The 13,881-nt window shown below is 50.5% G+C and carries 10 protein-coding genes; 3 read left to right on the plus strand and 7 right to left on the minus strand.

The window, feature by feature from the left end; genetic code table 11:
* The first annotated feature begins 64 nt into the window (after positions 1-64).
* The 3 genes from purE to ACH50O_RS07605 all read left to right on the plus strand — a co-directional run bounded on the left by purE (position 65) and on the right by ACH50O_RS07605 (position 4,909).
* On the plus strand, positions 65-562 hold the full coding sequence (purE, locus tag ACH50O_RS07595) for a 5-(carboxyamino)imidazole ribonucleotide mutase (protein WP_020481450.1): 498 nt from the start codon (positions 65-67) through the stop codon (positions 560-562).
* Positions 559-1,653 carry a 5-(carboxyamino)imidazole ribonucleotide synthase gene (locus tag ACH50O_RS07600; RefSeq protein ID WP_446811418.1) on the plus strand — a complete coding sequence of 365 codons (1,095 nt, stop codon included), beginning with the start codon at positions 559-561 and terminating at the stop codon, positions 1,651-1,653. The genes purE and ACH50O_RS07600 overlap by 4 nt, the downstream gene beginning before the upstream one ends.
* A 232-nt stretch (positions 1,654-1,885) precedes the next feature.
* Positions 1,886-4,909: a bifunctional diguanylate cyclase/phosphodiesterase gene (locus tag ACH50O_RS07605; protein WP_446811419.1), complete on the plus strand. Its 3,024-nt coding sequence runs from the start codon at positions 1,886-1,888 to the stop codon at positions 4,907-4,909.
* Positions 4,910-5,066: 157 nt separating this feature from the next.
* On the opposite strand, the gene ACH50O_RS07610 is transcribed toward ACH50O_RS07605, so the two are convergent.
* From ACH50O_RS07610 to cmk, 7 genes are all read right to left on the minus strand, one after another.
* The gene (locus ACH50O_RS07610) at positions 5,067-8,114 is read right to left on the minus strand and encodes an efflux RND transporter permease subunit (protein WP_446811420.1); all 3,048 of its coding nucleotides are present in this window, start codon (positions 8,112-8,114) and stop codon (positions 5,067-5,069) included.
* Positions 8,111-9,205: an efflux RND transporter periplasmic adaptor subunit gene (locus ACH50O_RS07615; protein WP_446811421.1), complete on the minus strand. Its 1,095-nt coding sequence runs from the start codon at positions 9,203-9,205 to the stop codon at positions 8,111-8,113. Before ACH50O_RS07615 ends, ACH50O_RS07610 begins: the two co-directional genes overlap by 4 nt.
* A 38-nt stretch (positions 9,206-9,243) precedes the next feature.
* Entirely contained in the window at positions 9,244-9,972 is a 729-nt protein-coding gene (locus tag ACH50O_RS07620) for an esterase family protein (protein ID WP_446811422.1), read from the minus strand.
* A 3-nt stretch (positions 9,973-9,975) separates the two neighbouring features.
* Positions 9,976-10,935, minus strand: coding sequence for an acetylxylan esterase (locus ACH50O_RS07625; protein ID WP_446811423.1), 960 nt, complete (start codon positions 10,933-10,935; stop codon positions 9,976-9,978).
* Between the two features lie 158 nt (positions 10,936-11,093).
* On the minus strand, positions 11,094-11,399 hold the full coding sequence (locus ACH50O_RS07630) for an integration host factor subunit beta (RefSeq protein ID WP_446812124.1): 306 nt from the start codon (positions 11,397-11,399) through the stop codon (positions 11,094-11,096).
* A 66-nt stretch (positions 11,400-11,465) separates the two neighbouring features.
* Entirely contained in the window at positions 11,466-13,127 is a 1,662-nt protein-coding gene (gene rpsA, locus ACH50O_RS07635) for a 30S ribosomal protein S1 (RefSeq protein ID WP_033158077.1), read from the minus strand.
* A gap of 96 nt (positions 13,128-13,223) precedes the next feature.
* Entirely contained in the window at positions 13,224-13,880 is a 657-nt protein-coding gene (cmk, locus tag ACH50O_RS07640; protein WP_446811424.1) for a (d)CMP kinase, read from the minus strand.
* Position 13,881 lies beyond the last annotated feature (1 nt).

A 13,881-nucleotide genomic window follows, 5' to 3' on the forward strand; every position in this document is an offset into this window, starting at 1 on the left:
AAAATCTCCCCATTTATGCGATAATCGGGCCGTTTCGATTTATTGCAGATACCGGAGATTTTGCATGACCGCATTGATAGGCATCATCATGGGTTCCACATCCGACTGGGAAACCATGCAACATGCAGCGCAAACCCTAGAACATCTTGATATTCCGCATGAAGTGGAAGTGGTTTCCGCTCATCGCACCCCCGACAAGTTGTTTAAGTATGCGGAAACCGCGGAAGGCAAAGGTTTGGAAGTGATTATAGCCGGCGCCGGCGGTGCCGCGCATTTGCCGGGCATGACAGCCGCGAAAACCGCACTGCCGGTATTGGGTGTGCCGGTGCAATCCAAGGCGTTAAACGGTATGGATTCTTTATTATCCATCGTGCAAATGCCGGCCGGCATTCCGGTCGGCACTCTGGCCATCGGTAAAGCCGGCGCCATCAATGCCGCACTGCTGGCCGCTGCGATTATCAGTAACAAACATCCGCAATATCGCCCGGCTCTCGATGCTTATCGTCAACAACAAACCGACAGCGTGATCGCCACTCCCGACCCAAGACAGGTGGCAGGATGAAAATTGGTATTTTGGGTGGCGGCCAGCTCGCCAGAATGATTGCCTTAGCCGGTTATCCATTGGGATTGAAATTTATCGTCCTCGATCCCGATCCCAATGCCGGCGCTGGGGGGTTAAGCGAGCATCTACTGGGTGGTTACGACGATCCGGATTTGCTGGCGGAACTGGCCGAAAAAGCCGACATCGTGACTTACGAATTCGAAAACGTGCCCGCGCATGTCGCCGAATTTCTGTCCAGCCACACCCAAGTTTACCCTCCGGCCGGCGCGTTGGCCGTCGCGCAGGACCGCCTGCTGGAAAAGAATTTCTTCAAAGATTTAGGCATACGCACCGCACCGTTCGCTGCGATCGATAGCTTGGCGGATTTGGAACAAGCAATGCCCGAAATCGGCTACCCGGCTATTTTGAAAAGCCGGCGCATGGGATACGACGGCAAAGGTCAAGTGGTTATAAGATCGGCCGACGAACTCGAATCAGCCTGGCAAAGCATGCAAGGCGCAGCCTCTATTGTCGAAGGTTTCGTGCCGTTTCAGCGCGAAGTATCGATTATCGCCGCCCGCAGTCCGTCCGGCGAAATTGCATACTACCCTTTATCGGAAAATCAACATCGCGGCGGCATTCTCCGTATCGCCGAATGCAGCACTAATGATCCCGAACAGACCATTGCCGAGAACTACGTTAGCTTACTGCTGGAAAAACTGGATTATGTCGGCGTGATAGCGCTGGAATTGTTTGATCTTAACGGCGAACTATTGGCTAATGAATTTGCGCCGCGCGTGCATAACTCGGGACATTGGACGATAGAAGGCTCCGAAACCAGCCAATTCGAAAATCACTTGCGCGCGATCCTAGGCTTACCGCTAGGCTCCACCAAGCCGCGCGGTTATGCCGGCATGGTGAATTTTATCGGCGGTCTGGCCGACGACGCGAAACTGTTAAGCATTCCCAACGCGCATCTTCATTTATACGACAAAACCCCGCGCAAAGGCCGTAAAGTTGCGCATGCCACGGTTAGAGCCGATTCCGAAATCCAATACCGGGACGCGTTACAGCTTTTGGCCAATCTGGCCTTGGCGGTTGACGAGTCCTGATCGTCTTCTCGTTTTTCGCTTGAAACAACGCCAAAATCTTGCAAATTCATCGGCTCCATTGCCGCTTGATACTGCTTCCGGCACAAGGAATGCAGAGATCTCGGCACATTACCCGTTGAAAGCTTAAAAACCGGATATTATTAAGGTTATATTGTTTGGCAAGAACGCGCCGGGGCGCCAATCCGTCCCGGCCAAGTTGAGGTAATTGGAATTGGACTCAGAGTCGATTGAAATGCGGGATGCTAAACCCTCTCTCGGTACGTCTACCCCCAGCGGTCTTATCAAACTACTATTGCTCGCCTTATTCCTGCTGAATTTAGCCATCGTTTCCTTCTCGGCATTCTCACTCTATCAAAGCAGACAACATTCGGCGCAACTCACCGCTGCCGACGCACGGAATTTAGCGCAAATTCTGGAGTATTCGCTCAGCGGTTTAATAGACCGAACCGATATGGTTTTGCAAATCGCGGCCGAACAGATCGAACGGCAAATAGTTTTAAATGCAACAGACCTTAAGCTCATCGCCGGATTGCTTAACACCGAAAAACAGCGCCTACCCGATGTCGATAAGCTCGGGTTCATAGATGAACATGGTGATTTAAGTTGTGCATCGGATTTTTCGTTGTTACCCGAGACAAATTACGCCGGCCCGGAGTTTTATCGGAGCCTACGGGACGCCACGCAAACCGGGCTTTTCATTGCCAAACCGGTCTTTGAAAAAACCAGCAAACAATGGCTTATCGTTTTTGCCAGAAAGATACGGCATCCGGAACAAAGTTTTGCCGGCGCAGTGTTTGCCGAAATTCGTCTTCGGCATCTCGAGCATGTTCTCTCGCCTCTCGAGGCCAGCCCCAGCACGACCATTAGTCTACTGGACCAGGATTTTGCTTTGATTGGCGGATACCCGACAGAGCAGCTGGCTGATGAAAACATCGGCAGCCGGATCTTGCCGGCATCCTTCGCACACGCCTTACAAGCCGACCCCGGCAAAGGCATCTACCGTAACGCAGATGGTTCCCCCCATATTCACGCCTATTTAAAATTCGACAGGTATCCGTTCTACATCGATGTCGGTCTAAGCGAAAACGATTACTTAAGGAGTTGGCACGAGGAAGTCAGGATTGCCGCGACCCTAATCACGATCTTTTTAGTTACCTCTAGCGTCTGCTCATGGCTGTTGATTCGCACCCTGCGCAGACTGCAATCCGATTCCGAAAAATTGCGCGGCCTTTTCGAGCTATCTCCGCTGGGGATTGCACTCAACGATTTGAACGGCCGCTACATCGAATTCAACGATGCCTTTCGCCGCATCTGCGGCTACTCGGCGGAAGAACTGCGGAATTTAGATTATTGGGCGCTGACTCCCAAAAAATACCAAACAGAAGAAGCCGCGCAATTACAGGAAATCGGCTCCACCGGTCATTACGGGCCCTATGAAAAAGAATATCTGCGAAAAGATGGCAGCCTGGTGCCGCTATGCTTAAACGGCATGCTGGTGAAGGGCTCCGATAACCAGCAATATATCTGGTCCATCGTCGAAGACATCAGCGCGCGAAAGCACGCCGAAGAAGAAATGAAAATCGCCGCGCTGGTTTATCAAGCCAGCAACGAAGGCATGATGGTGCTTGATGCGGATAACAATATAATTTCGATAAACCCGGCTTTCACGGCGATAACCGGCTACTCGGCCGCTGAGGCAATCGGCAAAAACCCAAAAATCCTCATTTCCGACAAGCAAAATAACTCAAATTACGAAGCGGTCTGGCAAGCGCTGGAAACAACCGGCAATTGGCAGGGAGAGTTATGGAGCAGACACAAAAACGGCGAAACCTACGTGCAGTGGTTATCTATCAACAGTATCTACCACGATAACGGCTCACTGCATCGTCGGGTTGGCATGTTTTCCGACATCACTGAAAAGAAGCAACACGACGATTTAATCTGGCGGCAGGCAAACTACGACGTATTAACAGATTTACCCAACCGGCAAATGGTGCGCGACCGCCTGAAAGAGGAAATCAAAAAATCGCTACGAACACGAAAGCCGATTGCGCTGTTATTCATCGACCTTGATCGGTTTAAGGAAGTTAACGACGCCCTCGGCCACGACATCGGCGATTTTTTGCTGATAGACGCCGCCGGGCGCATGCTGAGTTGCGTGCGTGAGACAGATACCGTGGGGCGTCTGGGCGGCGATGAGTTTATGATAATTTTGAACGAACTTGACGAAATAGACTGCATTGAGCGTATCGCGCGGAAACTGTTGGACAGTTTAGCGGCACCCTATCGTTTAAACGACGAACTGGCTTACATTTCCGCCAGCATCGGGATTACCGTTTATCCCCAAGATGCCGCCGATCTGCCCGCTCTGCTCCGCAACGCCGATCAGGCAATGTACGCCGCAAAACGTCAAGGCCGAAATTGTTTTCACTATTACACCCCTGCGCTGCAAGATAGGGCTAACGCCAGGGTGCGACTGTCTAACGATTTACATCAGGCATTGGCGGACAATCAGTTAAAAGTGCATTACCAAGCCATAGTGGATTTAGCCACAGGCGATATCCGCAAGGCGGAAGCCCTTATACGCTGGCTGCATCCCAAACACGGCTTGATAAGCCCGGCGGAATTTATCCCGATTGCCGAGGATACGGGACAAATCATCGAAATTGGCGATTGGGTATATCTGCAAGCTGCCAACCAAGCCGCGCATTGGCGTGATACTTATCATCCGAACTTTCAAATCAGCGTGAACAAGTCGCCGGTTCAGTTTAAAGGCGCCGGCTCGCAACACGTAGCGTGGTTCGCGCATTTGGCCCGCCTCGGCTTGCCTGGCGACGCCATCGTCATAGAAATTACCGAAGGCTTGCTCATGGAGGCCGGAGAAAATATCAGCAATCAACTACTTAAGTTTAGAGATAACGGTACGCAAGTAGCGCTCGACGACTTCGGCACCGGCTACTCGTCACTGTCGTATTTGAAAAAATTCGACATCGATTATCTCAAGATCGATCAATCTTTCGTGCGCAATTTAAGCCCGGAATCCAGCGACATGGTGCTATGCGAAGCGATGATCGTAATGGCGCATAAACTTGGCATAAAAGTCATCGCTGAAGGCGTGGAAACTCAGGCGCAGTGCGACTTTCTCAAGCAAATCGGCTGCGATTTCGGGCAAGGCTATCTATTCGCCAAACCGATGCCCGCAGAGGAATTTGAAAAATTGTTGGCGCGCTCGGATCATCGAGCCGAACCCGCTTAATCGGGGATAAAATCTTTGCACGACCGTCAGATAAACTTATGGCGGCTCATCCGTAGCCAAAGACGAGGCTGTACGGATTCGGTCCGCTAAAATCAACGGCAAGTAATAACGGCTTTACCTGACTTAGAACCGGGAAAACCTCAGGCAAATCGATTACTTAATCCGATTGCGCCACATTATGGTCGCCAGCCAACAGCAAATAAAAAGCCGGCACCACAAACAAAGTAAACAGGGTGCCCAAGCCTAAACCGGTAGCGATCACCAAGCCGATTGCAAACCGGCTGGCGGCGCCGGGCCCTGTGGCCAGCAACAAAGGCAGCATTGCCACGATCATCGCTACAGTCGTCATCAAGATAGGCCGCAAGCGAATACTGGCGGCCTGTTCGATGGCTGAATGCTTATCCATCCGGTCGCGAATTTGCAACTGATTGGCAAACTCGACGATCAAAATGCCGTTCTTAGCGACCAAACCGATCAGAGTTATTAGTCCCACCTGTGTGTAAATATTGACAGTCGCAAAACCTAGCATCAGAAACGCCATCGCGCTGGCAATGGATAGCGGCACCGAAATTAAAATGATCAAAGGATCGCGCCAACTTTCGAATTGCGCGGCCAACACCAAATAGATAATCAGCAGCGCCATGAAGAAGGTGAGAATCAATACATTGCCTTGCTGCAAATATTGCCGGGATTCGCCGGTGTAATCCCAACCAAAACCGCGCGGAAATACGTCACGGGCAATTTTTTCCAATCCGGCCATTGCATCGCCCAAACCAACGCCTGGAATTACCATGCCGCTGACAGTCAGACTATTTAACTGCTGAAACTGGCTACGTTTGCCGGGTTCTACCGTTTTTTCGATTTTTACCAGCGAGGACAACGGTATTTGCGCGCCGGAGGCGGTACGCAGATAGTAAGAATCCAGTTTACCGACATCCAGGCGGGAAGCGTCCTCCACCTGCGGAATCACTTTATAACTGCGGCCTTGCAAACTAAAACGGTTGACATACTGCCCGCCCAACAAAGTGGCCAAGTTACTGCCTATATCCTGCATGGTAATGCCAAGATCGGCTGCGCGATCACGGTCAATCACCAGTGTCGATTTCGGCCGATTGAAGGAAACGTCTTTCATCAGAAAGGCAAATTGCCCGCTTTGCATAGCCTTATCCAATAATTGATCGGCGGCTTGATCGAGCTTGACGTAATCGGCATCGCTGGTGATCACAAACTGCATCGGCAGTCCGCCGCCGGAACCGGGCAAACTGGGCGGCGGAATCACCGCGCTCTGAAAACCGGCCACTTTATCCACTTTGCTTTGCAATTCCGGCACAATCTGCGGCAATGAACGCTGGCGCTGAAATGTGGACGGCATTTTGAAACCGCTAAATACGGTATTGGCATCGCCGCCGAAACCCATGATCAAAAAACTTTCTTCGTGCTCAGGAACGCTCTCAAACTGTTTGATCAACTCGCGCGCGTAGACCTCGTTGTATTTCAAAGTTGCCGTTTGCGGCGCGGTGGAAATCGCAAACAAAAAGCTTTGATCTTCGGTGGGCGCCAACTCCTTATTGGACAACGTGAACATGAAATAAATACTGACCAGAACCAGCAATGCAAACATCATAATTGCCGCCGGAAATTCCAGCACCTTGTGCAGTAAACGCAAATAGAAGCGGGCAAGGCCGTCGAAAAAATGCTCGACAGCCAATTCGAAACGTCCGGGCTGGCCGGCGTCTTTCAGAAAGCGCGAACTCATCATCGGCGACAAGGTCAGCGCGACTACACCGGAAATCAACACCGCGCCGGCCAGCGAAAAAGCGAACTCGGTAAACAAGGTGCCCACCAACCCGCCCATGAAACCGATCGGCGCGTATACCGCAACCAAGGTGGTGGTCATCGCGATGACAGGTAAACTGAGTTCGCGCGCGCCCTCAATGGCGGCCTGCATCCGGGTGTGGCCATCCTCGATATGCCGGTGAATGTTTTCCACCACGACGATAGCATCGTCGACCACCAATCCGATGGCCAAAACCATGGCCAGCATGGTCAACAAATTCAGGGAAAATCCCATCGCCAACATCAAAAACGCGCCGCCCACCAAAGACAAAGGTACGGTCACCGCCGGGATTAAGGCGGCTCGCAAGGAGCCCAGGGACAAAAAGATCACCACCAAAACGATAGCCACGGCTTCCAACAGGGTGCTGAATACCTCATGGATGGAGTCGTCGATAAATTGGCTGGCGTCATACGGCAACAAGATATGCATCGCATCGGGCAAATCCCGCTCTATTTCTTGCAATTGGTGTTTAACGGCTTTGGCGACAGTGAGCGGATTAGCGCCGGGTGCTTGCTCTATACCCATGAAAATCGCCATTTTGCCTTTGTACCAGTCTACCGAATCGTAATCTTCGCTACCCAGTTCGATATTGGCGATGTCGGCCAGCCGCACCAATGTACCGCCGCGATTGCTGACAACCAATTGTTGAAACTGCTGTTGGTTCACCGCATCGGTGGTGGCACCTAAATCGAGCTTGACGTAATTGCCCTTGGTGCCTCCCACCCCCGACAGGTAATTGTTTGCGCGCAGGACTTGATCGACTTCGCCAGCGGTGACTTCCAATGCCGCCATCCGCTCCGGATCCAGCCAAATCCTCATCGCAAAAGTCTTATTGCCCAACATCGCGGCTTTGCCGACGCCGGCCACCGCTTGCAGCTTGGGCTGAACCACCCGCAGCATGTAATCGCTGAGCTGCGCCGCTTGCAAGGTATCGCTGTACAGCGCGATATACATCAAAGCCGTGTCGTCGCCGGTCTGCGAGGTGATGACTGGATCCTCGGCTTCGGCCGGCAGGACGTTGCGCTGGCTGGCCACCTTTGCCTGGATTTCCGCGACGGCGGCGTTCGGGTCGTAGTTCAGGCGCATATGCGCCTCGATTACCGAACTGCCTTGGCGGCTGCTGGAGGATAGATAATCGATACCGTTAGCTTCGGCAATGGCTTGCTGCAAGGGTGTCGTGATAAACCCCTTGATCAGCTCGCTGCCCGCACCAGGATACGAGGTGGTAATCGTCACCACGGTGTTTTCGGTTTCCGGGTATTGCCGCAGCTCCAGTACCGTCAACGCCCGCAATCCGAGAATCAGTATCAACAGACTGACTACACTGGCCAACACCGGCCGTTGAATAAATAGATCGGTAAACTTCACTGCACGGCCCCGCGCTCGCCCGGCGCCGCTTGCTTATCTACAGCAACCGGCATGCCGTTGCGTAATTTGACCTGCCCTGCACTAACAACCTTATCGCCGGCACTGAGCCCGCTAATAATCTCTACCCTACCCGCCCGGCTTTGCCCGGTTTGCACCTGCCGGTTTTGTACGGTAAAGCCTTTGTCGTCATTCACCAAAAAAAAGACGGACTCGCCGTAGGGATTGTAGGTTACAGCCGTATCCGGCACGGTTAATACCGCGTTCTGATGCCCGGAAACGATTTGCACTTGGGCGAACATACCGGGATGCAACCGTCTATCCTGATTTCTTAAGCGCGCTTGTACTTTCAAAGAGCGGCTTTGTTGCTCCACAGCCGGACTAATCGCCATGATCTCACCGCTAAAAGCGTCATCGGGGTAAGCCTGAACGTTGACCGTTACTGACTGACCCACGCTGATTTGATTCAAATAACGTTCCGGCAGACTGAAATCCAGAAAGATCGGATCCAACTTTTGCAACAAAATAATAGCGGAGCCGACCGGCAGGTATTGGCCTATATCCACCTGACGTATACCTAGTTCGCCGCCAAAAGGTGCCTTTATCTGTTTCTTGGCAATCAAAGTTTGTTTGCTACTGACGGCGGCGCTTGCTTCTTCAAGCAAGGCTTTGTTTTGGTCGTAATCGGATTGAGCTATAAATTTTTTATCTATCAATTGAACGCTGCGTTGATAACGAATTTGCGCCAGGCGTTGCTCGGCTTGCAGACCTCGCAATTCCGCTTGATCAGTTGCGTTATCCAATTCGATTAACAACTGACCTTGCTTGACTGCTTGCCCGGATTCGAAATGAATCGCCTTGATTTGTCCGGCCACTTCATTGCTGATATTAATGCCTGCCACCGAGCGTAAACTGCCGACCGCCGTCAATGAAGCAGGCCATTGCTCCGTTTTAACTTCCGCAACAGCGATCAGCGGAGGCGGCGGTACTTGCGCCTGGCTGATGGCTTGTTTGATCTGAAAAAATTTCATGCCAAACAAGCCGCCCAGAATCAGAATGGTCAACAACAAGACCAGTAAAATACGTTTAGTCATGCGCAAAATAATTCACTTAAGTGGAAATCAGCAGTCTATCAAATATACAGAGGTGCCATACGCCGCCAATAGTGGCCTTGATGCGCACGTCCTTCCCATTCGTACAGCGCATGACGAATACCCTTCTGCATCAGTACTTGACTCAATTCATGATTGTTCTGCAAAAAAGGGTCATCCTTACCAATTACCAGCGTAATCTCCATTTGCCGTAAATGCGTTAGTTGCGTTTCGCAATTCAGGTTCGGTAAAAAATGGCTTGGCGTATGAAAATAGACATGATCGTCGTAATAGCCGTCGAACAAGTTTTTGAAACATTCGACTTCCAGCGTAAGGTCGAAACGTCCGGAAAACGCCACCAATTTTTTAAACAAATGCGGATGCCTGAAAGCGATATTGGCTGCATGATAACCGCCTAAACTGCAACCGTGGGCAATGACGCAGGGATGCGGATTTTTCAAGGCCATGAACGGCATAATTTCGTTCAACACATAGTCTTCGAAAAACATGTGCCGCTGAATGCGGTCTTCCGGCCGCCGCCAAAAGCAATAGAAGGTTTCGTGGTCGATACTATCAACGCAGAACAACTGTATGTGCCCGGCTTCGATTTTATTACGCAAACGCTCGACAATGCCAAGGTTTTCGTACTCGTAAAAACGGCCGTCTCTCGTTGGAAAAATCAACACTTTGGCGCCGGCATGACCAAAAACCAGAAACTCCATGTCTCTACCCAAGCGCGGGCTATACCAGTGATGATACTCGCGGTTCATAAATTAAAGTGATGTTACTCCGAAAAATCTCTGCAATGCATCAATAAGCTGCCGTTCCTGCTCGAACTGTCTGGGGTAATCGAAATGCCCGGCATCGAGCACGAAGAGGACTTTTTCCGCAGCCCAAGCATTATAGATTGCGAACTGTCCCGGTGGCGCAACGACAGGATCAAACGGTGCGACAGCTGCATGCAACGGTTGCAAGGCATAGCGCGCGCAAACTGCTGCATCGTAATAGGCTAATGTGTCAAACACGTGATGATGGTGTTGGCTGTAAGCTCTTAACGCGGCCGCACTACCGCTAGTCGGCAAGCTTAGGCGCAAGGGTTGATTGCCAAAGGTTGGCACATTGAGATGAATCCTTTTTATTCTAGCATCCCAAGGAGCCGCCAACGCACCGATACCGCCGCCGAAACTGATGCCCATGTAGCCGATACTATCGGTAACTGCCGGGTAATGATCTATTAGCGCGGATACAGCCAGCCATAGATCCTCTACACACCCGCCGATTACGTAACTCTCAGGGTCGTCAACGCCGTGTACAACATGTTGGTTAGGTTGTTCGGGCAAGCGATCGCAACGGCTACGGGAAATGCCGCGAAAACAAGGAAAAAGCAAAGCCGCGCCGGGTATTCTTAAATGGTAATCCGGCTGCTCTCTGCCACCGTAACCATGCCCAACAACAATGGCTTGCGTAATAATTTGGGAATCCGGTTCCAGCAGCCATCCGCCAATATCGTAGCCGTCCGTGGATCGATAATTTATGTCGTAAACCCGGTAGCCGGCGCGTAAACATTGATAATTCAATGATAACAGCGGAGAAGCTAGTAAGGTTTTTTGATACTTTTCCCGCCAGAATTGACTGAAATTGCGCACTTCCTGCGGTGTGGGAACACTTAACAAATCGTCAAGACTGTAACCATAACCTGGATCGTAGCTGTAAAAATGATCGAAAGCGCTCACTGCCACTGGCCTGATAGAAATTTAAGCCTTCGGACTTAGCTCTAATTTGAAGGAGGAGGGAAAGATAAGTGGTGACTGAGTCACCACTCAAAAATCAACTTAACTTAACGCGAGTATCGCGCCGTTGCCGGTTATTAGCATTAAGAGTAAGTATGCTATCAATCGACAATTTTAAATTTCTCCCTGGAAGCATCAACCATATCCCGTAACTCCTTTCCCGGTTTAAAATGCGGCACATGCTTTTCTGTTAAAGATACGGAATCACCGGTTTTGGGGTTGCGTCCCAGTCGAGCGGAACGATGATGCAAGGAAAAGCTACCAAAACCTCTAATTTCTATCCTCTCGCCACTTGCCAGCGTATCGCTCAAGTGATCAACAACGCATCTAACTGCTAATTCAACATCTTTAAGCGCGAGATGAGGCTGCTTTCGTGCCAGCATCTCTATCAATTCTGATTTCGTCACATCCAGCCCTGAATAATCAAAAAAGGGTGACATGAGCTAGTCATGCCACCCTTGGAGATGGTTTTACTACTTGTCCATTTGTTTAAAGATGTCGCCCAATGTGGCTGTGCCAGCATTTTGTGACGAGTAATCTTTAATGGCATTTGACTCTTCTTCGACGTCTTTCGCTTTGATAGACAGAGAAATAGATTTAGTCTTTTTGTCGACGCCGACAAACTTGGCTTCGATCTCTTCTCCTTCTTTCAACAAGGTACGCGCATCTTCGACGCGGTCACGTTGAATTTCGGAAGCGCGCAAGTAGCCTTCGACGTTATCGGCCAAGGTCACAACCGCACCTTTAGCATCGATTTCTTTGATCACGCCTTTGACTAAGCTGCCTTTTTCATGAACAGCAATGTAGTTTTGGAAAGGATCTTGTTCCAGTTGCTTGATACCCAGGGAGATACGCTCACGCTCGGAGTCAACAGCCAGAATCACAGTCTCAACTTCATCGCCTTTTTTGTAATTGCGAATGGCTTCTTCGTCGTTCTCGTTCCAGGAAATGTCGGACATATGCACCAAACCGTCAATACCGCCGTCCAGGCCGATGAAGATACCGAAATCGGTGATCGATTTGATTTTGCCGGAGATTTTGTCGCCTTTGTTATGCGTAGCGGCAAATTCATCCCAAGGGTTAGAACGGCATTGTTTCATGCCCAGTGAAATACGACGACGTTCTTCGTCGATTTCCAGAACCATAACTTCAACTTCGTCGCCCAATTGGACAACTTTGGATGGATTGACGTTTTTGTTGGTCCAGTCCATTTCGGATACGTGTACCAACCCTTCAACGCCCTCTTCGATTTCCACGAAGCAGCCATAGTCGGTCAGGTTATTAACTTTACCGAACACGCGAGTGCCGGCTGGGTAACGGCGGGCGATGTTTTGCCATGGATCTTCATCCATTTGTTTCATGCCCAACGAGACGCGAGTTTTGTCTTTATCGAATTTTAGGACTTTAACTTTAACTTCCTGACCGATTTCTACACACTCGGACGGGTGACGTACACGGCGCCACGCCATATCGGTGATGTGCAGCAAACCGTCGACGCCGCCGAGATCGATAAACGCACCGTAATCGGTGAGATTTTTAACGATACCGGTAACGATCGCGCCGTCTTGCAGCGTTTTAACCAATTCTTCGCGCTCTGCGCTGTATTCGCTTTCGACGACGGCACGGCGAGACAATACAACGTTGTTGCGTTTTTGGTCGATTTTGATGACTTTAAATTCCAGATCGCGATTTTCCAGGAAAGCAGTATCGCGGATAGGACGAACGTCAACCAATGAGCCTGGCAAGAAAGCGCGTAATGCACCAACTGCAACGGTGAAACCACCACGTACTTTGCCGTTGATACGGCCAACGATGGTTTCTTGCGTTTCAAAGGCTTTTTCCAGTTCCGCCCAAGCTTTACTTTTCTTGGCTTTATCACGGGAAAGAAGAGTGGCGCCCAGGCCATCTTCAAATAAATCGAGAGCAACCTCAATTTCGTCGCCTACATTGACCTCTAGGTCGCCGTCGGCATTCAGAAATTGCCATTTAGGAATGACCCCTTCTGATTTGGCTTGTGTGCTGACGATAACAAATTCGTTTTCGATATCAACAACTGTACCAATTAGCATTGCGCCAGGACGCATTTCGGTCTTGGCATAACTCTCTTCAAACAACTCTGCAAAGCTTTCGCCCATCTCTTCTTTCCCAAACTTGCTAAGACTCAAGCAAGCTTTCTCTTCTCTGAAATTAAAATAAAGTCACCGAAAATAATTCGTTAACCACCAATAGCCTTAATCGACTAAATTTACTACCTGTTCAATCACTTGCTGAATAGTCAAACTGGATGAATCGATATAATGCGCACCTTCCGGCACGGTGAGCGGAGCCGCAGCCCGCTGCTGATCGCGACGATCGCGTTCTTCTATTTCCCGAGTGATTTGAGGAAGATTAGCATCAATCCCCTTGCCAATCAACTGTTTATATCGCCTAAGCGCCCTTTCCTCGGCGCTGGCGGTTAAATAAACCTTGATTTTGGCATCTTGAAACACCACGCTACCCATGTCCCGACCGTCTGCAACCAGACCCGGAAGCCTTTGAAAATCCTTTTGTTTTTGCAATAACACTTCTCTTACTTCCGGATACGCGGCAATGACGGACGCGGTATTGCCGGTGGTTTCGGTGCCCAGTTGGCTGGTAATGTCAGCGCCATCTAGCTTAACGATTAACTCGTCACCGCAATCGAATTCTAACGACATAGCTTCAGCGACGCGGCAAATAGCGGCTACGTCCGTTAACTCGACGCTCGATTTTAAGACCGCAACAGCTAACGAGCGATAAATCGAGCCGCTATCCAGATAATTCCAGCCCAAAAGTTTTGCAACAGCACGGCTAACCGTGCCTTTACCAGCCCCGCTTGGACCGTCTATCGTCAATACCGGTACTTGCATC

The sequence above is a fragment of the Methylomonas sp. 2BW1-5-20 genome, from assembly GCF_052474515.1.

What these genes read in the sequence shown, in the direction of transcription:
- purE (WP_020481450.1), top strand. Translation starts at nt 65, where the DNA reads ATGACCGCATTGATAGGCATCATCATGGGTTCCACATCCGACTGGGAA.
- ACH50O_RS07600 (WP_446811418.1), top strand. Translation starts at nt 559, where the DNA reads ATGAAAATTGGTATTTTGGGTGGCGGCCAGCTCGCCAGAATGATTGCC.
- ACH50O_RS07605 (WP_446811419.1), top strand. Translation starts at nt 1,886, where the DNA reads ATGCGGGATGCTAAACCCTCTCTCGGTACGTCTACCCCCAGCGGTCTT.
- ACH50O_RS07615 (WP_446811421.1), bottom strand. Translation starts at nt 9,205, where the DNA reads ATGACTAAACGTATTTTACTGGTCTTGTTGTTGACCATTCTGATTCTG.
- ACH50O_RS07620 (WP_446811422.1), bottom strand. Translation starts at nt 9,972, where the DNA reads ATGAACCGCGAGTATCATCACTGGTATAGCCCGCGCTTGGGTAGAGAC.
- rpsA (WP_033158077.1), bottom strand. Translation starts at nt 13,127, where the DNA reads ATGGGCGAAAGCTTTGCAGAGTTGTTTGAAGAGAGTTATGCCAAGACC.
- cmk (WP_446811424.1), bottom strand. Translation starts at nt 13,880, where the DNA reads ATGCAAGTACCGGTATTGACGATAGACGGTCCAAGCGGGGCTGGTAAA.